This is a genomic window from Massilia sp. Bi118, from assembly GCF_918697865.1.
Taxonomy (GTDB): Bacteria; Pseudomonadota; Gammaproteobacteria; order Burkholderiales; family Burkholderiaceae_D; genus Telluria.
In genome coordinates, this window is sequence record NZ_CAKKMV010000001.1 from 197,307 (window position 1) to 219,448 (window position 22,142).

Sequence of the window (22,142 nt, forward strand, 5' to 3'; positions counted from 1 at the left end):
CACTCACGCCGCTCTTTTCTCCAGCTCCTTCCTCACCCGCTCCAGCAAATCCTCCTGCCGGTACGGCTTCGCCAGGATATTCAAGCCGCCGCCGCGACCGCCTTGCGGCAGTTCGTCCATGTAGCCGGTCGTGACCAGCACCGGCAGTCCCGGCCGCAGCGCGCGGGCCCGTTCGACCAGCTCCAGCCCGTCCATCCCGCCCGGCATGATCACGTCCGTGAACAGCAGGTCGGCCTGGGCGCCCTGTTCCAGGATGCTCAATGCCTGTTCGCCGCTGGCCGCCGACTGCACCGCGTAGCCTTCCATTTCCAGTACCTGTTCCGCCAGTTCGCGCACGTCGTCGTTGTCCTCGACCACCAGCACGCGCGGTTTGTCGTCCCTGGCCTTCGCGTCGTCTGCGGAGGACGGCTGGCCCGCATCCGCGGTGGCATCGCCATGGCCGATGGCATTGTCGGCAATCGGGAAGATCATCGTGACCTTGGTGCCTTTGCCGGGATGGCTGTCGAGCTCGAGGCGGCCGTGCGACTGCTGGACGAAGCCGTGCACCATGGCCAGGCCCAGCCCGGTGCCCGGACCCTTGGTGGTGAAGAAGGGCTCGGTCGCGCGGCGCAGCACCTCCGGCGCCATCCCGGTGCCCTTGTCGATCACGCACAAGGAAACATAGGTGCCCTGCGGCAGGCCATGGACCTTGAGGCGGTCTTCGCCGCGCACGATCGCGGTCGCGACCGTCACCTCGCCGCCATCCGGCATGGCGTCGCGCGCGTTGATCAGGACGTTGAGCAGGGCCATCTCGAGGTGGGTCGGGTCCAGCATGCAGACCGGCAGGCCGGGGCGCAGGTCGAGGCGCAGCTCGACTTTGGCGCCCAGGGTGCGCACCAGCATTTCGGAAAAATCGAAGACCAGGTTGTTGATGTTCATGCGCCGCGGTTCGAGGCGCTGCTTGCGCGCGAAGGTCAGCAGCTGCTGGGTGAGCCTGCCGGCACGCATGGCGGCGCGCTGGGCGCGCTCGAGCTGCTGGCGCGCGCTGTCCGGCCGGTCCAGGCTGATCAGGGCGACTTCGAGGTTGCCGTTGATGACCTGCAGCAGGTTGTTGAAGTCGTGCGCCATGCCCGCCGTCAACTGGCCGATCGCTTCCATCTTCTGTGCCTGCAGGTAGGATTCCTGGGTGGCGCGGCGCTCGGTGATGTCCATCTGCGAGGCAAAAAAGTACAGCAGCTCGCCGTCCTGGTCGAAGATCGGACCGATGTACAGGGCGTTCCAGAAGGGCTTGCCGTCCTTCTTGTAGTTCAGGAGGTCGACCGCGACCGCGCGCTGCTCCTGGAGTGCCTTGCGCACTTCATCGAGCGTGGCGCGGTCCGTCTGCGGGCCTTGCAGGAAGCGGCAATTGCGGCCGACCGTCTCCTCGTTGCTGTAGCCGGTCAGGTCGAAGAAGGCGCCGTTGGCGAACACGATGGGATTGTCGGGCTGGCGCGGATCGGTGACGACCATCGGCATGCGGGTCATCTCGACGGCGGCGAAGAAGATATTGCCGCGGTCCTGCAGGCCGTCCTTGGTAATGAAGCTGGCCTGCCAATGCTTGACGCCGGGGCCGCCCAGCGGGCTCTCGGCATTGCCTTCGACTTCGCCCGAAGCCGGCACACCGGCACTCTGGCCGCCGCCTTGCCGGTCAAGCGTTTTTTCGAGCTGCTCCTCCCTGTTGCTTCCGGTCGTCATCCCACATCCCCATCGTCGACATGTCGCCGACAATTCTAGGGCGCGCCTCCGTGCATCCACTGTTCGCGGACGCACGGAGGCGGGGGCTCAGTGGGCGGGCGTCGAAATCTCGATTTCCGCCAGCGCAATGCCCAGCAGGCGCGGGTCGCGCGGATCGCCGTAGCTCATCGGCGACACCGGGTGCGGCACCTCGATCGTCAGGCTGCGCTGCTGGCCGTCGGTGTCCAGGCGCAGGCCGACTTCCTGCGGCGTGCCGCTCAGGCGGAACTGGGCGCTGCTGCCGCCGATGCGCAGCGTGAACGGGAACTCGGTGTTGTCGCCATAGGCCCAGGCCTTGAGCACGATGAAGGCGTGCTGCGGCAGCGGCGCGTTGAAGTGCAGCACGACCTGCTTGGCGTTCGACCAGCGTCCGAAGCCCTCGATATCGGCCACGCCCTCGGCGCCGGACAGCAGGCCACTTGCAGCGAAGGGCTCGTTGAAGCGCGCGTTGCCGATGATGCGGCGCTCGACGCTGGTGTGTACCAGCGCATAGTGCTCATTGCCCGCCACCGGCGTCAGGCCCGGCGGCAGGGCATGCTTGCCGAACACCAGCAGCCAGTTGTTGCGCACCGGGAGCTGGTAGGGCTCGATCGGCACGCCCTGCGGCAGGACCAGCATGGCCGAGTCCTTGTCGTCGATGTGGAACTGGGCGCGCATGACCTGGCCGATTTCCGAGCCGGCCACCGTGATCTTGCCGCGCTCCGCCGGCGGCACCAGGCGGTAGGCCGCCTTGCCGGCCAGGTCGGCGGCCTGGTCGTCCACGTACAGACCGAGCTGGTAATTGTTGTCGACGATGCCGCTGGCGATGTACAGCGGCGTGACCACGAACAGGAACACGCGCCGGGCCGAGGCGCGGCCGGCGGCCCACAGGAACAGGGCGGCCACCTGCAGCGCCAGGATCACCAGGCTGAGGGGCTTGTCCAGGCGCAGGGCGAAGGCTTCGGGGCCGTCGACGGCATTGAAGGAATAGGTCGGGAACTTGACGATGGCGATGGCCAGCACGGCCGTCAGCAGCAGCGCGAGGGTCCAGCGCAGGGCGGCCGGCTGGCGCTCGTCGCGGCCTTGCGTGGCGGCGGCGACCACCCACAGCAGCGGGAACACGAAGCTGTAGTAGCGCACGTGCATGCGCAGGCCCTCGTTGGTGCCGGGGTAGGCCAGGGTGGCGGTGTAGAGGATGGTCATGCCGGCCGCGGCGCCCAGTACCAGCAGCGTATAGATGCCCACCAGCTCGGCCTGGCCGGCCTGGGCCCGCTTGCTTGGGCGTAGCACGCTCTGCAGCAGGATGGCCAGCGGCACGCCGAAGGCCAGCGCCAGCAGCATCAGGTGGGCGCGGCCGATGACGAAGGCCGGCTTCAGCAGATGCAGCTTGTCGCCGGCGCTGGCGGCATTCGCGCCGCCGGCGTAGAAGGGGCCGAACAGGCTCAGGCCGGCCTCGCCGGCCAGCAGATAACCGAGGCCGAACTTGACCGCGAACATGCCGGCGCCGCCGATCGCCATGGCCAGCACGGCGCTGCCGGCCCAGCCCGGGCCCGCCAGCCAGCGCGAATAGGCCAGGAACAGCAGCAGGGCCGGCACCAGGAACACGGCGTGCACCTTCATCAGGCTCATCAGGCCGAGCAGGACGCCGCAAGCCAGCGCATGCAGGGCCCAGTGCCAATGGCGGCGCGTCAGCGCAACCCAGCTCAGCACGCAAAAGCCGAAGTAATACATCGTTTCCGGCATGAAATAGGCCGTGAACAAGTTCAACGGCGCCAGCGTGGCCAGCAGCGCGATGGCGGCGGCGGTGCCGCGGCCGGTGACGCTGCGCGCGGTCAGGTAGACGAAGGGCGCGGCGGCCACGAACAGCAGGGCGTTGCCTCCGCGCGCGCATTCGAGGAAACCGTTGCCGCAGGCTTTGGTGGCGCCGAACAGCCACAGGTAGAGGTAGGAGGGCACGATGGCCTCGGCCAGCGGCTGCAGGCGCGCCATCTTGTCGTAGTACCACTCGTCGGCGAACACCGTCGGATTGAGGCCATGGCTGCGTACCACCAGCCAGGCGAAAATGGCGGCGAGCACCACGAACGAGGCCAATGGGAACAGATGCTTGCGGAGGCCGGGGGACGTCGTCATGACGATGGTTTCTCGTTTCATTCTTTGTCTTCAGGAACGGTTGGCGCGCCAGGCTTCCAGTGCCTGGACCATGCGGTCCCAGCTGAAGAAGCGGCGCTTTTCGTAATACAGGGGGCCCGGGTGCGGGCGCTGGCCCAGGCGGCCCGGGTCGACCGGCTGCAGGGCCTGCGTGCCGCGCAGCAGGTAGTGCAGCAGGACGAAGGGAAACAGGCCGATCCAGGTGCCGCGTTGCGAGGGATAGGACAGGCAATGGCGCAGATAGGTTCGGCGCATCTGCCAGGGGATAGTCCAGGTACGGGCCGGCCCATTCTGCGGCAGCGGCGCCAGCACCCGGAACAGCGGTCCGGGCAGGCCGGCGGCCTGGTACAGCGAATATTGCCAGGTGCGCGCCAGCAGGCCGCGCCGGTCCGCCACCGTCACCGCCAGCGCGTGCAGGGCATCGTGGTCGTGGTGCCCGCCCTCCCAGGCGGTCACATGCAGCGAGTCGATCTGCCCGTAGCCATCCAGCCAGTGTTCCAGCCAGCGCGCGGCGCGTTGCAGGTGCTGCGGCAGCTGCGCATCGGCGATGCCCAGTTGCTGGCCGGCGAAGTGGACCTCGTCGCGCTCCACGCCCAGCTTCTGCAGCACCGCCAGCGATTCCAGGTTGCGCTGGGCCGCCGTGGCGCTGGCCGTGGCGCCGTCGGTGAAATAGGCGCAGGCCACCCGCAGGCCCTGGGCGCGGCAGTCGGCAATGCGCTGGAACACGCCGAATTCGTCGTCCTGGTGGGCGAACAGGAACAGGGCGGCCGGCCGCTCGCGCGCGTCACTCATTTCAATACGCGTCGAAGTCGAGGAAGGAGAAGGCGATGCGCGACGGATCCAGCGCGCGCACGCGAGGCGCGAACGAGCGGTAGATCAGGTTCAGCGGCGAGGGGCGCAGACGCATCGGGATGCTGGCGTAGTTCCAGTAGCTGCTGGAGGCGTCCGGCGCCAGGCCGATGAACAGGCGCAGCGGCGACAGCATCGGCGCGCGTTCGGACGCCGGCAGCGCGACGCCGCCCGCCTCCAGTTCGGCATAGGCCGGCAGCTTGTGTCCGCTGGCCGCGGCATGGAAGCGCAGCTTGCCGGCGCCGTTCTTCATGAAGACCGGGTTGTGCGGATTCGCGCAGCGCCAGCGCAGGGCATCCATGCTCCAGCTGCGCTCGAACGACAGCGCATCGGGCGCCGCCTTGGCGCCATGCCGCAGGCTGCCGACACCGACCCGCGCCTCCAGCGGGCGCACCAGCTGGAAGCCGAGCTTGCGCACGAAGCCGGGTGTGCTGTTGGCATTGGCGACGCCGTAGACACCGTCGAAGCCCTGGGCGGCGCCGGCCTCGAAAGTCATGCTTGCGAGTTTCGTGAACAGGCCCTTGCCCTGGTAGTCCGGGTGGGTGGCGGTGTTCAGCGACAGCAGCACCGGCACCTCGCGGCCCTCGACCCAGGCGCGCGCCGGAATGCAGACGTAATGGGCCGCCAGGCGCTCGCCGTCCCAGGCGTCGTAGCCGACCGCCTTGCCGTCCGGATTGTCGACGTAGAGCCAGGCCAGGTAGCGCGGCGTGAACTTGTCGGTCATCGGGAAGCAGGCCTTGAACAGCGCGCCGTACTGGGCCAGCGCAGCGGCGTCGGTACGGATCGGGGCAAAGCTCAGTTCAGTGCTCATGGTGCGCCTTCCTGAAAATCCAGAATTTGCTCAGCAGGTAACCGCTGACCGCGACCAGCGGCAGCGACACGATCTTGCCCGCCAGCGGCATGCCGGCCAGCGCCACCGCCAGCGACACGCAGCCCATGGTCAGCAGGTAGTTCAGGCCGACCACGCACAGGTAGCGCGCGAAGCTGGAGGCGCTGGCGCCGGCCTCGAAGGTCACGCGGCTGTGGAAGGCGTAGTTGACCAGCAGGCCCGCCAGGAAGCCGGCCGTGGTGGCGCCGGTGAAATGCGCGCCGGCGCGCAGCAGCAATTGCATGACGCCGATGTCGACCACGGCGCACAGCAGGCCGCCGGCGATGAAGGTGCCGAACTGGCGCGAATGGTTCATGAGCTTACGCATGCGGCTTGCGGAACAAGATCTTCTTGTGCAGCGGCCGGCGCGGCACCGAGGCGATGTCGTAGGCCAGGAAGGCCAGGATCAATTGCACGCCCATGATGACGGGCAGGGCGGCAACCATCACGGTGCCGGCCGGCGTCGCCAGGCCATGGCGGCTGGCGTCGATCCAGTGGGAGATGCCGAAAATCGAGCCGAACAGCAGCAGGATGACGCCCAGCGGCAGTTCGATCGAGGCCAGCGACATATTTCGCAGGTAATAGTTATAGAACAGGCGCTTGAAGAAGTTGCGCACGTGCTTGGCCGCGAACTCGGTGACGATGCGCGAAATCTTCAGATTGCTGACCTCGTCGCCATACACCGCATCCATCGGCACGTCCGCCACCACCGCGCCCAGCGTGTTCAGGCGGAACAGCATGTCGGTCTCGAAGAAGTAGCGGCGGCTGATCTTGTCGAAGGGCAGGTAGCGGGCGGCGTCGGCGTGGATCGCCGTGTAGCCGTTGGTCGGGTCGAACAGGTCCCAGTAGCCGGACGACAGCTTGGTGAGAAAGGACAGGATCGCGTTGCCGACCAGGCGCGTCAAAGGCATCGAGCCGATCCGTTCCAGGTTGAAGAAGCGGTTGCCCTTGGTGTAGTCGGCCTCGCCCGCCAGGATGGGCGCGACGAAATGCGGGATCAGGCTGCCGTCCATCTGGCCGTCGCCGTCGACCTTCACGATCACGGCTGCGCCTTCGTGGATGGCGGCGCGGTAGCCGGTCATGACGGCCCCGCCCACGCCCTGGTTCTGCTCGTGCTCGATGACGAGCACGCGCGGATCTTCGCAGTTGGCGCGCACGAAGGCGCCCGAGCCGTCGGGACATTTGTCGTCGACAACGTAGATGCGCGCGACTTCCGGACCAATGCCGGCAATCACGCCGAGGATGTGGCGCGTGACCTTGTAGCTGGGGATCACGACGGCAACGGAATCGGGAGGCAGCATGCTCTTGTACAGCTTGTTAACCTGGACGCAATTCTCTATGGTAACCGAATTTGACATAGTTGTCCAATTGCAAATATTTCTTTGTGGATATTCTGTTGTCCGGCGGCGGGACGGCAGCGCACCGGCCCGTCGATATAGCGCCAGCCGTGGGTCGACTCCACGACATGGTTGTCGGGTCCGGGCACCGCGCCTTCGCCGCATAGCAGCGCATCGCTCCTGGCGTCGGCCGGGCAAAACAGGATCTTCTGGACCTGGCCCGGCTCCTTGTAGGTATAGACCTTGTCGGGCCAGATGTAATCGTCGTTATTGCCCGCGCGCTCGGCAAAAATCTCGGGTTCAGGGTGGTACTGGTAGGGTGCCCAGGCCAGCGCCATTTTCGCCAGCGGGCTGAAACGCGTATAAGCGTAGGTCGAGGCATGCCACATTGCGCCCGCTTGCGCCAGCACCAGGCCCGCCACCAGCGCCGCCGGCCAGCGCGCCTGCGCCTTTAGTCGCAGCAGCAGGGCCAGCAGGATCGGCATCGAAGCCCAGAAGGCGTAGCGCATCACGCCGGCGGCGCCCGAGTTCCAGTTCGGTACGGCCAGCGAGGGCAGCATCAGGGCCAGCGTGAACAGCAGGCACAGCGCCAGCGTCGCGCCGTTGCGGCGCAGGCTGGGGCCGCTGCGCCAGCCCCACAGGGCCAGCGCCGCCGCGACGCCCGGGATACCCAGGATCATGCCCTGGTTGAGGTCGAAGAAGAAGGACAGCAGGCGCGTCGCGTTGACCAGTTCGGGCAGGGTGAAATACTTGGCGATGACGTTCGGCACGCCGAAGGTGGCCAGGCTGAACAGCGTCGGCAGCGCATACAGCGCCGCTCCCAGCAGCAGTCCGGCCACGGCGCGGCGCGGCAACCGGGCGCGCAGGTTGGCGGCCAGGCCAAGCCCGGCGCGGTAGTCGAGCTGCAGCTTGAGCAGCGGTGCAAACACGAAGAAGAACACCAGGGTCGGATTCTGCAGGCCGGCGACGCCGCCCAGCAGGCCGGCGGCGATGGGGGCATCGCACAGGAACAGCAGCAGGCCGGCCAGCAGGCAGGCCGCGCTCAGGCATTCGGGGCTGGTCCAGTCCAGGTACAGAATACCGGCGCAGCCGAGGAAAAGGGCAACCCCGAACATCGCCTTCGGGCCGGAACGAAAGAAGCGCCACAGCGCCAGGCCAAGGATGAAGACGGCTGCATAGTTGACAACCTGGAAGGCCTTGAAGGGCGGCAAGCCGAGGCCTTCCAGCAGCTTGAACGGCGGCACCGACAGCGCCGGATAGCCGAGTGCATGAATCGAATAGACCTTGCGGTCGCGGCCGCGCATGAAGGCTGCGTACAGCTTCTCGTCGCCGGCCGCCATGCCCTGGCGCAGTAGGCCGAGCGGCCCGCCGAGGTAGGGCGCCAGCTGCAGCGTGCGGTCGACGTCCGCCAGCCGGATGTCCGGGCTGGCATGCGTGGCCAGCGCAACCGTCTCGGCCGTGTACTCGGCCACGTCGCCGCCGTAGTAGGGCGGTGTCAGGGCGAACAGGACGGCGAGAACCAGCAGCAGGCAGGCCGGAAAGGCCCAGCCCATGCGCTGCGTTGGCGAAGCCGTGTGGGTCATCGCCATGGCCTCACCAGCTGGCCGCGACGGCGAGCGCGGCGCACAGGGCGATCACCAGCAGGCTGACCTTGTCGCGGCTGACATACAGCACCGGGTCTTCATTGACCTCGCCGCGGAAGGAAAGTGTCCACAGCCTGCCCAGCCAGTACACCAGCAGCGGGATGATGCCGAGCAGCCAGGCCGGCTGCGCGTACAGGATCAGCACATTCTCTGACTGGAAATACAGGATGAAGATCAGCAGCGAGACGAAAGCGGCGTTGACGCCCATGATGCCGACCGGCAGGCGGTCGGCCGTGGTGTAGCCGCGGCCATGGGTCTTGTCCTTGCCGTCGCGCTGCAGCCGCCCCAGTTCGCTGTGCCGTTTGAGCAGCGCCAGGCTGAGGAAAATGAAGAAGGAAAACGCCAGCAGCCAGAACGAGGGCGCGATGCCGGTGGCGGCGGCGCCGCCCAGCACGCGCATGGTGTACAGGATCGCCAGGGCGACGATGTCGACCATCAGCAGGCGCTTCAGGTGCACCGAATACGCCACCGTGGAGGCGAGATAGATGCCGGCCGCGGCCAGCAGCAAGGGGTTGAACATGGCGCACAGGGTCAGCGCCAGCCCGGCCAGCAGCGGGCTGGCTGCCAGGCCCAGCCACAGGGGCAGGGCGCCGCTGGCGATCGGCCTGCGCCGTTTGACCGGATGCCGGCGGTCGTCCTGGGCGTCCAGCGCGTCGTTCAGCAGGTAGGCGCTGGAAGCGCACAGCGAGAACACGGCAAAGGCCAGCAGCGAAGTCTGCAAAGTCGGCAGGTCCAGCGTATGGCTGGCCAGCATGGGCGTGAACACCAGCAGGTTCTTCAGCCACTGGCGCGGCCGCAGGGCCTTCAGCAGGGGGCCGAACAGGCCGCCGCGCACGGCGCCCAGCTGGCGGGTCTGGCGCCCGTCGGCCAGGCGGAAGGGCCGCACGGTGACCGAATAGGGCTGGCGGCAGGCCAGCCACACCGGCAGGTCGGCGCGCGAATTGCCGACGTAGTCGTACGCGCCGGCGCCATACAGCTCGGTCAGCCGGCGCGCCTTGGCATGCGAGGTCAGGTTGACGCCGCCGCCGGTCGGGAGCACGCGGTCGAACAGGCCCAGGTGATCGGCGACCCCCTCCGCCAGCTGCGCGTGGGCGCCGGTGGCCAGCACGATCTCGCGGCCTTCCTCCCGCTGGCGGGCGATGTGCTCGAGCAGGACCTCGTCGTAGGGCAGGGCGGCCGCATCGAGCCCGGCGTGCGCGGCCAGGTTTTCCTTGAGGGCGGCCTTGCCGCGCAGGAGCCAGAACGGCAGGCGCCAGGCCTGCAGCGGGTGGCGCTTGAGGAACAGCACCAGCGATTCCCACAGCAGGTCGGTATGGATCAGGGTGCCGTCGAGGTCGACCACGAGCGGCGCGGCGGCCGTCTCCATCGCCGGGCTGTGCGCGCCCTGCACCTCAGCTACCCGCGCCGGGCACGCTGCGGTGCCAGCTGCCGCCGATGACGACATCGACCACCTGGTGCGTGCTTTGCTCCCAGGTCAGCCACGGCATGCCGGTCGAGGCCGGGGCCTTGTCCTCCTTCCACAGCGCCAGCCAGGCTGTGACGGCCTGCGCCAGATCGGCCGGCTCCTTGCCTTCGAAATAGTAGGCGTGCTCGCCGGCGACTTCGCGGAACACCGGCAGGCTGCGCGCGATGATCGGGATGTCGTGCTGGGCCGCCTCGATCAGCGGCAGGCCGAAGCCTTCGCCTTCCGAGGGCGCCAGCAGGGCCGAGGAGCCGGCGTACAGCTTGAGCAGCATCTCGTCCGAGACACCGGCCAGCCAGAACAGGCGCTTGCCGTTTTCCGGATGCGCGTTCAGGCGCGCGGCCAGTTCGTCGACCATCCAGCCATGCTTGCCGACGATGACCAGGTTGGTGTCCACGCCCGCGGCCCACAGTTGCTCGAAGGCGGCCAGCGCCTGGGCCTGGCCCTTGCGCGGCTCGACCGTGCCGACCATCAGGAAGCTCGGACGGGCTTTCAGCGCGTCCAGCACGATGTGGGCGTCCGGCGGCAGGCCGTTGCTCGGCACGCTGGCGTCGATGTCGGCGCCGAGGTGGAAGAAGCCGACCTGCAGCGGCGCCTTGCGCACCGGCTCCTGCTGCTGCGCCCAGTCGGCAAATTCGTCGGCCACTGCGCGCGAGATGCACAGCACGCCGTCGGCCACCGTGCGCACGGTGTGCAGGAAGGCGGTGAAGTGCTGCTCGGCGCCGAAGGGGAACACGTCGGGGCGCAGGATGGGCAGCAGATCGTAGACCACGAAGGTGATCTCGACGCCGCGCGCGCGCATGTCGATCAGGTTCTGCTGGTTCTGGGCGGTGCCGTTGGTGAACAGGTCGAGGCCGAGGAAGACGTCGCCCGGGCGCAGGTCGACCGGGGCGTCTTCCAGCGCCAGCTTGATCGGATCGCCGCCGTTGGCGATCATTTTCAGGGTCCAGTTGCGGGCGTAGCGGTAGCCGTTGTTGCCGCCCACCGTGAACACCGGCTCGATGCGGAAACCGGCCGGCGGCTCGGTCAGCAGGTGCAGCAGGATGCTGCGCACCACGCGCTGGATGCCGGTCTTGAGGTCCGATTCGACCATCGCCGAGACGTCGACGAACAGCTGGCGCGGCGCCGTCGGCGCGCGGTTGAAGGCGACCGTGGCGGCCAGTTCCGGCAACTGCTGCTGCGGGCAGCGCGGCGCGGCTTCCCGCACCAGCGCGCGGTAGGCGGCCTGCGGACCGTGCTGGGCGAAGTGTTCGAGCGCGTCGCGGTACAGGCGCGCGGCATGGTCCGGCGCGTGGCGCTGCATGTGGGCCTGGCCGTTGGCGGACAGGCGGGCGCGCAGCTTGATGTCGCCATGCACCTGTTCCAGCGCGCGCGACAGCTGTTCGACGGCGAATTCGTCGGGCAGCTTGATCACGCAATCGTCCGGCAGCAGCGCGGTCGAACCGTGCGCGTTGATGATGGTGGGCAGGCCGTACAGCAGGCAGTCGAGCGAGGCGCCCGAGCTCTCGCCGCGGGTCGAGGCGCGCAGCTGGACGGCGGAATCGCCGGCCGCCAGGTAGTCGGCGTACAGGTCGGCGTCGGCATAGCCGGCGATGCGGATCTTAGCCTTCACGCCGCTCTCCTTGATCTTCTTGACCAGGTTGGCGCCGTACAGGCCGGGGTCGTTCTCGCCGACGAAGGCGAGGTGGCAATGCGGGTCCTGCGCCAGCGAGGAGGCGAGGAAGGCGTCCAGCAGCTCTTCATTGAGCTTGGTCCGGCCCAGCATGCCGAAGCTGCAGATCAGGAAGTCCTGGTCCGTCAGTTGCAGCCGCGCGCGGGCGCGCTCGCGCATGCCGGGGCGGGTGCTGCGTTCGGGCTTGCCCTTCAGCAGGGGAATGGTGCGCCAGTCGTTTGCGGCGCCGGCGCCATACCAGGTCTCGGCCAGCTGCTTCGAGAATTCGGAGTGGACGATGATGCCGGTGGCGTTGTCGAGCACCCCGCGGTTGACCGGGTACTTCCAGATCGCCGGCGGGCGGCCGATTTTCCGGTGGTCGAGCAGGCCGGCAAAGCCATGCGATTCATACACCGCTTTCAGGAAGCCCTGCGGCAGGTATTCCTCGCGTTCCAGGTTGTCGAGTATCCCGGAAAAGAAGAAGTCGTGCAGCGCCACCACGCCCGGCACCTCGCGGATCAGTTCGAACATGTGCTGGTGGGCGTGCGAATTGCCGAAATGGTAGAGCACGCGGTCGAATTCATGGGCATGCGCGCGGAACCATTCGACGTCGTGGCGCGGCAGGCCGTCCAGGCGCGCATCGTCGACCTGGTCCTGGCCGACCACCAGCTCGACCTCGTAATACGGCGCCAGTTCCGGCACCAGTTCGGAGGCGTAGTCGGCGATGCCGGACTTGGCCGGCAGCAGCGGCGAGATGTAGGCCAGGCGCGGCTTGCGCGGCGCAGCCTCGGCTGCCGGCGCGGCGGCCTTTTCGGCGGCGGTGGCGCGCAGCGCGGTGATCAGCGTGTCGGCGTCGCCCTGCGCCAGCTCCCAGGCCAGTACCGGGAAGGGGGCATCGTCCAGCGCTTCGGGGGTAAACACCAGCACCACGCCGGGACGCAGCTCGGCCAGCGCATGGCGGCGCAGCGGCAGCGACAGCGGACCCTTGACGGTATCGCAGGCGCGCACGCGGCCGCGCGGCACGCTGCCATCCAGCGCGACCCGCAGGTCTTCGAGCAGGGCGGGGCTGCGCAGCGGCGCCGCGATCCACAGTTCGTCGGCGCCGATGCGGGCGGCCAGCTGGCGCACCATGGCAAGTTCTGCCGGGCTGGGGCCGGCCGGTTTGTTCTGGAAGTCGATGACGATACGCATAATTCTTACTCGTTCGGTTCGCGTTGCAGGCCGCGCGCGCGTTGCAGGTCGCCCAGCACGCTGCGGACGGAGGCCGGCAGGCCGCGCAATTCGGCCGGCACCTCGACGCCGGGTCCGATTTCCAGCGGCGCGGCGTGGCGCGCCGCCTGCAGCATGGCGCTGACGCGGCGGCCCAGCGGCGGGTAGCGCAGCAGGATCGGAATCAGGACCCGGCGCAGCTTTTCGCTGCGGGTGGTGCGCAGCAGGGCGCGCCGTGCCAGGCCCGGACGGCGCAGGCGCTTGATCAGGCTGCCCGCCATGCGCAGCGGCCTGGTCACCTTCCACGAGGTGCTGTTGTGGGTGGCCACCAGGCGCTGCTCCAGATCGTTCGCCCACTGCGTGACCTGTTGGCCGTTGGCGTGCGCCGCCGCCAGGTCCTGGCGCAGCTGCTCGGCCTGGTCCTGCATGTCCTGCTTTTCCAGTTCCAGCTGTTCGGCGTACTGGATCATGTCGTGCAGCTCGGCGCGCACGGCGTCGGCGTGTTCCTCCTGTTCCTTCAGCGAGCGCATCGCGGCGCGGTTGGCGCTCCAGGCCTTGTCCAGGTGGTGCGAGATGAATTCGTCGAACACGTTCGGCTGGACGCTGAAATGCCGCAGCAGGTCGGCGTGTTCGCCGGCCACGTAATAGCGGTTCAGGCCGTCGAACCAGGCGTAGATGTAGCGCTGATCGAGCACCAGGTGTTCCCAGGTCTCGTGGTTGGTTTCGCGGCTGCCCGGCACGGTCGCCTCGACCACCAGCACCCATGGGCGCCAGCGCGCGAAGTCCATGCCGCGCAGGACCTCGCCCTCGAAGCCTTCGACGTCGACCTTCAGGAAGTGGATCTCGCCCTCCACGTGCTCGGAGCAGATCGAGGCCAGGGTGCGCACCGGCACCGTCAGCTCGCGCACATCGTGGCCGGCGGCGCGGTGGCCTTCCGCCACCTCGCGTTCCGGCGAGGCCCAGCCGTTGACATCGGCGACGTCGTACAGGGTCAGGCTGCCGTCGCTGCTGCCGGCGGCCTCCGCCAGGTTGATGTCGCGCGGGCGCTGCTGCTTGAACGCTTCGTGGAACGCCGGCAGCGGCTCGATGTTGATGCCGCGCCAGCCGGCGTCATAGAAGGCCTTGGTGACGGAATGCTCGACCGGGTCGTTGGCGCCGACGTCGATGTAGAAGCCGTTCTGCACGTGGCCGAGGGCGCGCCACAGCAGCACGTCCTCGTTGTTCTGGGAGTAGGAAAGGAAAGTCATGGTCGCTTGTTCATGTGCGTTCGATGTCGATGGCCGGATCGAGCCAGGCCGACCCTTCGAAGTGCGGGCGCTGCATGTTCATCACGGTGAACACCAGCGCCAGGTCGCGCCATTCGTAATTGTTCACGAGGTGGGTGTCGGTGCTGACAATGGCGGTGGCCACCGAATACGTGCCGGGCCCGAGGTTCATCGGAAAGGCGAAGCGGTACACCACCTCGTCGCCGGCCGCCACGTCGTCGAGCGGCAGTTCCTTGAGGTGGGTATTGGTGCCGTACATGGTCTGGCCCAGGCGGTCCTTGATCATATAGCCCAGCACCATGCGCGGAATTGCGGCCCTGGCCCGCACCCGCACCTGCAGCGTGACCGGCGCGCCGACGTCGACCACCTCGACCCGCTCGCCTTGTTCGTCCAGCAGGGCGATGTCGGCGACGGTGGCCTCGCCGGTGCCGGACACGGTCTGCACCTTGCCCTCCGGGGTCGCGTTCAGGCGCACGGTTTCGTTCTCGCGCTCGGCGATCATGGCGTTGTAAAAATCCATGATCTCTTCCGGCGGGCCCTCTTTGGCCAGGCGGCCGCCGTCGAGCAGCAGGGCGCGGTCGCACAGCGACTGGATCGCCTGTTTGTCGTGCGAGACCAGCAGCAGCGTGGTGCCGTGCCGGCGGAAGCCGCGGATGCGGTCGAAGCTCTTGTGCTGGAAGTAGGCGTCGCCCACCGACAGGGCTTCGTCGACGATCAGGATGTCCGGGCGGCGCGCGGTGGCGATGCTGAAGGCGACCCGCATCTGCATGCCGCTCGAGTACACCCGCACCGGCTGGTCCATGTAGTCGCCGATCTCGGCGAAGGCTTCGATCTCCGGCATCAGCTGCTGGATCTCCTCGACCGTCATGCCGAGCAGCTGGCCCGCCATGAACACGTTCTGGCGGCCCGTGAAGTCGGGGTGGAAGCCCATGCCCAGCTCCAGCAGGGCGGCCACGCGGCCTTCCATGTGGACGCCGCCGGTGGTCGGCTGGGTGGTGCCGGTGATCAGCTTGAGCAGGGTGCTCTTGCCGGCGCCGTTGATGCCGATCAGGCCCACGGCTTCGCCCGGCTCCACGGTGAAGCCGATGTCGCGCAATACCCACTTGAGCTTGTGGCGAGGCTTTTCGCCGGGCAGCATCCATTCCGCCAGGCGCGACCAGCGCGTCGGGTATTGGCGGTAGGCCTTGCCCAGGCCTTGCACGACGATGCGGCCCATCAGAGTTCGTCCACCATCTCGCCGGCGCGGCGGCGGAACAGGCGCAGCCCCAGTACGCACAGCAGCAGCGCCAGCCCCAGTACCGGCAGCAGCGACATCCAGTCCGGCGCCATGCCCTTCACCAGAATTTCCTGGTAGGCCATGACCACGCGCGCCATCGGGTTCCAGCCGATCGCGGCGCGCACCTCGGGCGGCAGGATCGTGACCGGATAGACCACCGGCGTGAACCAGAACCAGAACTGCATCGCGATCGTCACGAACTGGCCGACGTCGCGGAAGAACACGTTCAGGACGCCGGCGATCATGCCGAGGCCGAGCGCCAGCAGCAACTGGATCAGCAGCACGGGGACGAGGGCCAGGAACACCGGCCCCGGGAAGCTGCCGGAGGCGACCAGGAACAGCGTGAACAGGCCGAAGATGATGCCGAAGTTGACCAGCGCGTTCAGGACCACGATCAACGGCAGGCAGATGCGCGGGAAGCTGATTTTCTTGATCAGGTTGGCCTGCTCGATGAACATGGTCTGGGCGCGCGCGACGATCTCGGCGAACAGGCCCCAGGTCAGCACGCCGGCGCACAGATAGATGGAATAGGCGAAGCGCGCGCCGGCGTCGGCGCCCGGCAGCTTGTTGTGCATGACTTCGGAAAAGATCACGGTATACACCACGATCATGGCGAGCGGCGACAGCAGCGACCACAGGGCGCCAAGCATCGCGTTCATGTACTTCGCCTGGAATTCGCGCTTGACGCTGCCCAGCACGAAACCGCGATAGGCCCACAGGCCGCGCAGCATCTGCGGCGCCATCATGGCGCGGTGGGCACGAAAAGGTGCGTGAGGTGTTTCTTCATAAGGTGGCAAGGCCGTTCGAGCGCAAAATTATACTCTACGGTAATGCCACACAATTGGTACAGATGTAAGCAAATTGGACAAGAATGTCTTACCAGCAGCTTGTAAAGATCGCTTCGCCGGTAGGGTGGGGTCATTCAGGCTGGGGGCCTGAATGACGTGCCCACGCGTTCAATTTCCTTGAACCAGCTTCTGCAGCGCCAGCGGATCCAGGATCACCAAGCGGTTCGCCTCCTTCTGCACGATCCCCTGCTGCACCAGCGTCAATAGCGCGCGGGTGACGGTCTCGCGGCTGGTATTGATCATGTTGGCGATGTCCTGGTGGGTCGGCAGGTTTTCCACGACCGCGTGGCTGCCGCCGTCTTCCGGCTTTTTCTGCAGCAGCGACAGATAGGTATAGATACGGCGCGCCGTATTGTTGATGCTGAGCAGAGCGCGGAATTCGGAATCGCGCTGGATTTTCTGCGCCAGGTGCTTCAGCATCTGCTTCGCCACGCTGGGCGAGTGCGAGAACAGATGCAGGGCGGTGGCCGCCGGCAGAAAGGCCACCAGCACGTCGCTGGTCGCCACCACCGAAGCCGAGCGGGTCGAATTGTTGATCAGGGCGATTTCGCCGAAGAAGTCGCCCGGCGCCAGCATGCGCAGGCCGATCGCGCGGCCGTCTTCGGTGATGTCGACCACCTGCAACTGGCCGGACAGCAGGAACAGCAGGCCGTCGCCGCTGCCGCCCTTGTGCAGCACGACTTCACGCTTGTTGTAGTGGCGAAAGCGCAATTCCGGCTTGATGTGCGCGATTTCGTCGGGGGCCAGGTCGGCCAGCAAGGGAATCTTGCGCAGGTGGACCTGGATCTGCACTTCCTGCGGTGCGGATTCGGATTGGAGCATCTATTTCGATCAGGGTTGCCAACGCCAGCTCAACTGGAACTGGCGGTTATTGTACTGAAAGATGTCGATGTTTTCCCGGTTTCGTACCGCCCGCGCCTCGAACAGCAGGCTCTGGTTCTTGTTGATCGGATAAGTCAGGGTGGCGCGCAGCACCTGGGTGGCCTGGTCGCGCGTCTGCGGCACAAACAGTTCGGGCGCGTAGGGGCGGGCACTGAGCCAGGTCTGGCGGGTATAGCCGAGCTCCCCCGTCGCCCCGGCCGCCAGCGAGCTGCGCAGCAGCAGGTTCAGCAGCTGGCCATGGCGCTTGCCGCCCGGCCGCAGGCTGTTGCCGTGGTCGCTCAGGAAGCCGAGGCTGGCGCTGGCGTACAGGCTGCCGCGGCGGTGCGACAGTTCGGGCCGAAGCTCCATGGTCCGCGCATCGAAGTTCGTCAGGCGCCGGTAATCGGTCCAGGTGTAGCCGCCCATCAGGTTGAACACGGTGTTGTTCGGCAGCGACAAGGGTGGCGTCACCCGCAGCTGGGTCTGGGCCTGGCGCTGGTAGACATGCCCGCCCAGGGTGACCATGCCTCCCACGAAGGCCGAACGCAGGGCCCAGCGGCCAAAGCGCCATGGCGACTCGAAACCGCCGAAGGCGGCGCTCGAATCGTACTGGCGCAGGGAATCGTTGCGCCGCGACTGCAGCTGGGCAAAGCCGATGGTGCCGTTCGGCGTCAGGTCGCGCAGGTATTCGAGGCTGGTCGTGGTGTAGCCATCCTTCTTCGGCAGGAACTCGTCCAGCAGCACCTCGAAGGAGCCGTCGCCCAGCTTCAGCGTGGAGGTGCTGGCGCCCTGGTTGACGTTGTGGTCGATGCCGCGCCCGACGGTGAGCGACAGCAAGCTGTTGGGCGTCCACGGCCGGCAGCCGTCCTCGCGCGTCTGCGAAATCAGCTCCAGGATCTCGCGCGAGGGATCGAAGCGCGTCTCGACGGTGGCGAACAGACGCTCGGCCTCGTCGGCGTTGCCGAGGCCGCACTGGATCAGCGCCAGGTCGAGCCAGGCGCCGGCATGGCGCGGCTCCAATTCGATCAGGCGCCGTAGCGCACGCGAGGCGTCGGTGCGGCGGCCTTCGGCAAGCGCCAGCAGGGCTTCCTGGTACAGGGCCTGCTGCGCGGCTTCCTGCGCAGCCTCGGGCGCCTCCGCCTGGGCGCGCGCCGGCGCGGACGCCGCGAGCGCGGCCAGCAGCGCCAGCGCGGCCGGAAGCAGGCGGCTCTTCATCGGGCGGACTCGCGGAGGCTGGCGCCGGCCTGGCGCCGATCGGGATGCGTACTGCCTTCCTGCTTCATGCTGGATTCGAAAGTGTAAAGAATGGTCGGGTTTTCCTTGCCGCGCAGCCGGCGCTCGCCGAGCAGGATGAACTGGTGGCGCCGCGCGCGTTCGACCGCCCCGGCGCCGATGATGACGTCGTGGGGAAAATCGCGCGCCACCTGTTCCAGGCGCGAGGCGGTGTTCACGCTGTCGCCGACCGCAGTATATATGCTGCGGAAGGAAGTGCCGAAATCGCCTGCCATCGCCGGGCCGCTCTCGATGCCGATCCGGACCCGCAGCGGGGCGTGGCCGGCGGCCTGGTGGCGCCGGCTCAGCACCTCGACGCGGTGCAGGATCTCGCGGGCGGCGTCGAGCGCCAGGTCGGCATGGCCGGCGATCGGCAGCGGCGCGCCCCAGAACGCGACCAGGCCGTCGCCGGTGTATTTGTCCAGTGTGCCCATGGTCTCGATCACGGGGCCGGTCAGGCAATCCAGGAAGTCGCGCGTCAGCCGGGCGCCTTCCGCCATCGGCAGCGCCTCGACCTGGCTGGTATAGCCTTCCATGTCGGCGATCAGGGTGGTGACGTCCAGCTGGCGCGGCTTGAGCGGGTCCTCCGCTTCGCTGCGCAGCAGTTCCTCGACCACCGCCGGCGCCACGTACTGGCGCAGGGTCGACAGCAGGTGGCGCGAGCGGCGCTGGGCCAGTTGCCACTGGAAGGGAATTGCCGCCGCCAGCAGGAACAGGTTGGTGGCCAGCGGCCCGGCCGGCGAGAAGTCCGGATCGTGGCGGTTGGCGAAGAAGGCGAGGACCAGCCACGCCAGCGAACTGGCGGCCAGCAAGGCCACGCTGGCGAGGGCGGACAGGCGCGGAAAAGCGAGCGTGGCGCCGAAGGCGGTGACGAGCGCGAAGATGCAGGCGATCAGGCGTCCCGGCCATGGCGCAGGCGCCAGTCCGGCCTGGCGGTCGAGCAGGGTGGTCAGCATGTTTGCCTGGACCCCGAGGCCGGGGCGGTCGGCGCCGAACGGCGTGGTCACGCGGTCGGCCATGCCCAGCGAGGACGAGCCGACCACCACCAGGCGCCCGGCGGCGCTGGGCGGATCGATGGCGCCATCGAGGATGTCGGCGGCGCTGACCACCGTGTAGGCAGGCCAGTCGCGGTCGAAGCCGACGCGGATCGTGCTGCTCTCGAGCCTGGGCGCCGGGCTCTGGGCCTGGCCCGAGCAGCAGCCGATCAGGGCCAGCGCCAGCGCCGGATATTGCCTGCCTTCGAATTCCGTCAGCAGCGGCACGCGGCGCAGGACGCCGTCCGCGTCCGTAATATAGGCGGCCGCGCCGACATGCGGGGCCGCCGCCAGTGCAGGGTAGTTGCCGATGTAGCCGGTGGCCCGTACGCCGCGCGTCGCCGCCGTCACGGCGCCGCCCAGCGTACCGACGCGCACCTGCAGTTCGCGGGTCCGGTTGAAGTCGAAGGCCTGGAGCGGCACCACCGGCCCGTAACGCGCGAGCAGGGCCAGGCGGGTATCGCCGGCGCTGTCCGCGCTGTCGGGCAGCATGATGTCGAGCGCCACGCCGCGCGCTTCATATCGGGTCAGCAGGATCTCGACCAGGTCGGCGATCCGCGCGCGCGGCCAGGGCCAGGGCCCGAGCCGGGCCAGGCTGGCTTCGTCGATGTCGACCACCAGCACGCGCGGCTCTTCTTTCGTGCTGACCTGCATGCGCAGGAAAGCGTCGCGCAGCCATTCGCCGGGCAGGAAGGCGTGCACGGGCGGCGCTCCCCATTCCGCCCAGACGGCGAGCGCCAGTGCGGCCAGCGCGATCAGCCAGCGCAGCAAGGCCTGCCAGGAACGCAGATGGGCCGGTGCGGAGGAAAGGGAAGAAAAAATAGCCACGCCTGCTCTGGATTTACATTGTTGTCATTCTTTTAGGACGTGCAGAGTATAAGCATTTTGTTGCTTACACGCATTATATTTTTAACATGTTCGTGATTTTTAGTTTTTCCTGTTCATTCACGCTTGCGCTTACAATGTGATGCTTATCACAGAGCTAGTTTCGCTAAGCAAGGTAGATTCGGCGAAAAGGGGAAATGTATGTGGCGTTCACTTGTCTTTATTGCACTCGCGTGCGCGGTCCAGGCAGTCCAGGCGGCTGAAGCTGGCAAGATCATCTTTGTTGCGGGCAAGGTCGACGTGGCCGGCCAGCCGGCGGTCAATGGCGCGCCGGTGCAGGAAGGGCAGATGTTGACCACGGGTGCCGACGGTTTCCTTTATATCAGGACGGTCGACCATGGCCTGTTCATCCTGCGCCCGAACACCGAGGCGCGGATCGCCACCTACCACGTCGATGAAAAGAACCCGGCCAACACCCAGGTCAAGTTCGAGCTGCTGAGCGGCGTCGCGCGCAGCCAGTCCGGCACCGCGGTCAAGCAGGCGCGCCAGAACTTCCGCTTCAATACACCGGTGGCGGCGATCGGCGTGCGCGGCACCGACTTCACGGTGTTCGCCGACCACGATACTGCGCGCGTGGCGGTCATCTCCGGCGCCATCGTGATGAGCGGCTTCACCGGCGCCTGCAGTCCGGGCGGCGCGGGTCCCTGCGAAGGCGGCGCGAGCCGCGAGCTGAGCGCCGCCCAGCGCGGCCTGCTGCTGCAGGTGCAGCGCGGCCAGGCGATGCCTCAGCTGCTGCAGGGCAGCCCCTTGTCGCCCGACCAGGTCTCGCCGCCGCGCGCGGACGAGCCGCTGGCGCATGGCGCCGGCACCGGCGGTGGCGCCAGCTCGGCGGGACAGCCGAACCTGGATGCGCAGAAGACCGTCAACCTGGTCAAGGTGGTCGACAAGGAAGCGCCGGTGCAGCCCGCGCCGCCGCCGCCGGTCGTGGTGCCGCCGCCGGTGCCGCCGGCCGAGGTCAGCCTGGCCTTGCCGGAGCGCGACATCGTCTGGGGACGCTGGCAGCCTGTCGCCGGCCTGCCGCCCAAGCTCATTCTCTCGATTGCCAAGGAACAGAACGAGCTGCTCCGCTTGAACGGCAATTATGCGCTGCTGCGCGGTCCGGGCAGCGACAACTATGTGGCGCCGGTCAATGGCAGTCTCGGCTTCCAGCTGCGCGACAGCGAAGCCTTCGTGTATACCAACTTCACGCCGACTTACCGCATCGAAACGCCGGCAACGCTTAGTAATGGAACGCTGAATGTCGATTTCGGCAGCAAGACCTTCGCCACCGGATTCGATTTGAGCACCAGTGCCGAAACCTTCAGGCTGCAAGGGACCGGCGCGGTCGGGGCCGACGGGCAGCTGCACGGCGACGCCTCCAATGGCCGTCCCGGCGCCATCGATCTCCAGGGCTTGCTGAGCAAGCAGAACGGCGGTTCGGCCGCCTATATTTTCGATGGCCGGCTGGACGAGAAGCGTACGGTGAACGGCGCTACCTATTGGGAGCGAAAGCCCTGACGCGCTGATCCAGCGTTTTTGAAAACCCGGCCTGGCCGGGTTTTTTATTTGACGCTTTATTGCAACAAAATTTTTTGTATAAAGTTTGTTTCAAAAAGTAATTGAAAAATTACAGGTCGATTAATGAACTTATAAGAATTTCGACGGAATTGTGAGTATTGGATAGTATTGAATGATAAATTGAATACAAATCTGAATGTTATTGTTCTGCTTCTTGCCTAGAAGCTAGGTCTCTTCGATAATGTGCCCCGATTGTTTGTTTGAAATTTACACCAAGGACACAATCGCCCCGTTTTTTGTGATGGC

At 67.1% G+C, this 22,142-nt stretch carries 16 protein-coding genes; 1 reads left to right on the forward strand and 15 read right to left on the reverse strand.

Annotated features, from left to right (window positions below; translation table 11 throughout):
- Nucleotides 1-3: 3 nt before the first annotated feature.
- The 15 genes from LQV39_RS00930 to LQV39_RS01000 form a co-directional block, all read right to left on the reverse strand.
- Complete coding sequence (locus tag LQV39_RS00930) at nucleotides 4-1,713, reverse strand: histidine kinase famiy protein (protein WP_230019749.1); 1,710 nt, start codon at nucleotides 1,711-1,713, stop codon at nucleotides 4-6.
- An 87-nt stretch (nucleotides 1,714-1,800) separates the two neighbouring features.
- Complete coding sequence (locus LQV39_RS00935) at nucleotides 1,801-3,882, reverse strand: glycosyltransferase family 39 protein (RefSeq protein ID WP_230019750.1); 2,082 nt, start codon at nucleotides 3,880-3,882, stop codon at nucleotides 1,801-1,803.
- Between the two features lie 9 nt (nucleotides 3,883-3,891).
- Complete coding sequence (locus LQV39_RS00940) at nucleotides 3,892-4,671, reverse strand: PIG-L deacetylase family protein (RefSeq protein ID WP_230019751.1); 780 nt, start codon at nucleotides 4,669-4,671, stop codon at nucleotides 3,892-3,894.
- Nucleotide 4,672: 1 nt separating this feature from the next.
- Complete coding sequence (locus LQV39_RS00945; RefSeq protein ID WP_230019752.1) at nucleotides 4,673-5,539, reverse strand: GNAT family N-acetyltransferase; 867 nt, start codon at nucleotides 5,537-5,539, stop codon at nucleotides 4,673-4,675.
- Nucleotides 5,529-5,924, reverse strand: a complete 396-nt coding sequence (locus LQV39_RS00950) for a GtrA family protein (protein ID WP_230019753.1) — start codon at nucleotides 5,922-5,924, stop codon at nucleotides 5,529-5,531. The genes LQV39_RS00945 and LQV39_RS00950 overlap by 11 nt, the downstream gene beginning before the upstream one ends.
- Nucleotides 5,917-6,897 carry a glycosyltransferase family 2 protein gene (locus tag LQV39_RS00955; protein ID WP_230019754.1) on the reverse strand — a complete coding sequence of 327 codons (981 nt, stop codon included), beginning with the start codon at nucleotides 6,895-6,897 and terminating at the stop codon, nucleotides 5,917-5,919. Before LQV39_RS00955 ends, LQV39_RS00950 begins: the two co-directional genes overlap by 8 nt.
- Nucleotides 6,898-6,932: 35 nt before the next feature.
- Nucleotides 6,933-8,522 carry a hypothetical protein gene (locus LQV39_RS00960; protein ID WP_230019755.1) on the reverse strand — a complete coding sequence of 530 codons (1,590 nt, stop codon included), beginning with the start codon at nucleotides 8,520-8,522 and terminating at the stop codon, nucleotides 6,933-6,935.
- Between the two features lie 4 nt (nucleotides 8,523-8,526).
- A complete protein-coding gene (locus LQV39_RS00965) occupies nucleotides 8,527-9,966 on the reverse strand; it encodes a UbiA family prenyltransferase (protein WP_230019756.1) in 1,440 nt (479 codons plus the stop codon).
- A gap of 1 nt (nucleotide 9,967) precedes the next feature.
- The gene (locus tag LQV39_RS00970) at nucleotides 9,968-12,880 is read right to left on the reverse strand and encodes a glycosyltransferase (protein ID WP_230019757.1); all 2,913 of its coding nucleotides are present in this window, start codon (nucleotides 12,878-12,880) and stop codon (nucleotides 9,968-9,970) included.
- Nucleotides 12,881-12,885: 5 nt separating this feature from the next.
- The gene (locus tag LQV39_RS00975; protein ID WP_230019758.1) at nucleotides 12,886-14,145 is read right to left on the reverse strand and encodes an FkbM family methyltransferase; all 1,260 of its coding nucleotides are present in this window, start codon (nucleotides 14,143-14,145) and stop codon (nucleotides 12,886-12,888) included.
- 10 nt (nucleotides 14,146-14,155) lie between these two features.
- On the reverse strand, nucleotides 14,156-15,379 hold the full coding sequence (locus LQV39_RS00980) for an ABC transporter ATP-binding protein (protein ID WP_230019759.1): 1,224 nt from the start codon (nucleotides 15,377-15,379) through the stop codon (nucleotides 14,156-14,158).
- Complete coding sequence (locus LQV39_RS00985) at nucleotides 15,379-16,185, reverse strand: ABC transporter permease (RefSeq protein WP_290368529.1); 807 nt, start codon at nucleotides 16,183-16,185, stop codon at nucleotides 15,379-15,381. The genes LQV39_RS00980 and LQV39_RS00985 overlap by 1 nt, the downstream gene beginning before the upstream one ends.
- A 210-nt stretch (nucleotides 16,186-16,395) precedes the next feature.
- Nucleotides 16,396-17,109, reverse strand: coding sequence for a Crp/Fnr family transcriptional regulator (locus LQV39_RS00990; protein WP_230019760.1), 714 nt, complete (start codon nucleotides 17,107-17,109; stop codon nucleotides 16,396-16,398).
- 9 nt (nucleotides 17,110-17,118) lie between these two features.
- A complete protein-coding gene (locus tag LQV39_RS00995) occupies nucleotides 17,119-18,363 on the reverse strand; it encodes a M48 family metallopeptidase (RefSeq protein WP_230019761.1) in 1,245 nt (414 codons plus the stop codon).
- On the reverse strand, nucleotides 18,360-20,282 hold the full coding sequence (locus LQV39_RS01000; protein ID WP_230019762.1) for a CHASE2 domain-containing protein: 1,923 nt from the start codon (nucleotides 20,280-20,282) through the stop codon (nucleotides 18,360-18,362). Before LQV39_RS01000 ends, LQV39_RS00995 begins: the two co-directional genes overlap by 4 nt.
- A gap of 198 nt (nucleotides 20,283-20,480) precedes the next feature.
- Here LQV39_RS01000 and LQV39_RS01005 point away from each other — a divergent pair, with 198 nt between their 5' ends.
- Nucleotides 20,481-21,836 carry a FecR domain-containing protein gene (locus LQV39_RS01005; protein ID WP_230019763.1) on the forward strand — a complete coding sequence of 452 codons (1,356 nt, stop codon included), beginning with the start codon at nucleotides 20,481-20,483 and terminating at the stop codon, nucleotides 21,834-21,836.
- The last annotated feature ends 306 nt before the right edge of the window (nucleotides 21,837-22,142 follow it).

Excerpts from the sequence above, each read along its gene's own strand:
- LQV39_RS00945 (WP_230019752.1), bottom strand. The coding sequence starts at position 5,539 with ATGAGCACTGAACTGAGCTTTGCCCCGATCCGTACCGACGCCGCTGCG.
- LQV39_RS00950 (WP_230019753.1), bottom strand. The coding sequence starts at position 5,924 with ATGCGTAAGCTCATGAACCATTCGCGCCAGTTCGGCACCTTCATCGCC.
- LQV39_RS00935 (WP_230019750.1), bottom strand. The coding sequence starts at position 3,882 with ATGAAACGAGAAACCATCGTCATGACGACGTCCCCCGGCCTCCGCAAG.
- LQV39_RS00930 (WP_230019749.1), bottom strand. The coding sequence starts at position 1,713 with ATGACGACCGGAAGCAACAGGGAGGAGCAGCTCGAAAAAACGCTTGAC.
- LQV39_RS00985 (WP_290368529.1), bottom strand. The coding sequence starts at position 16,185 with ATGATGGCGCCGCAGATGCTGCGCGGCCTGTGGGCCTATCGCGGTTTC.
- LQV39_RS00980 (WP_230019759.1), bottom strand. The coding sequence starts at position 15,379 with ATGGGCCGCATCGTCGTGCAAGGCCTGGGCAAGGCCTACCGCCAATAC.
- LQV39_RS00940 (WP_230019751.1), bottom strand. The coding sequence starts at position 4,671 with ATGAGTGACGCGCGCGAGCGGCCGGCCGCCCTGTTCCTGTTCGCCCAC.
- LQV39_RS00995 (WP_230019761.1), bottom strand. The coding sequence starts at position 18,363 with ATGAAGAGCCGCCTGCTTCCGGCCGCGCTGGCGCTGCTGGCCGCGCTC.
- LQV39_RS00955 (WP_230019754.1), bottom strand. The coding sequence starts at position 6,897 with ATGCTGCCTCCCGATTCCGTTGCCGTCGTGATCCCCAGCTACAAGGTC.
- LQV39_RS00975 (WP_230019758.1), bottom strand. The coding sequence starts at position 14,145 with ATGACTTTCCTTTCCTACTCCCAGAACAACGAGGACGTGCTGCTGTGG.
- LQV39_RS01005 (WP_230019763.1), top strand. The coding sequence starts at position 20,481 with ATGTGGCGTTCACTTGTCTTTATTGCACTCGCGTGCGCGGTCCAGGCA.
- LQV39_RS00990 (WP_230019760.1), bottom strand. The coding sequence starts at position 17,109 with ATGCTCCAATCCGAATCCGCACCGCAGGAAGTGCAGATCCAGGTCCAC.
- LQV39_RS00960 (WP_230019755.1), bottom strand. The coding sequence starts at position 8,522 with ATGGCGATGACCCACACGGCTTCGCCAACGCAGCGCATGGGCTGGGCC.
- LQV39_RS00970 (WP_230019757.1), bottom strand. The coding sequence starts at position 12,880 with ATGCGTATCGTCATCGACTTCCAGAACAAACCGGCCGGCCCCAGCCCG.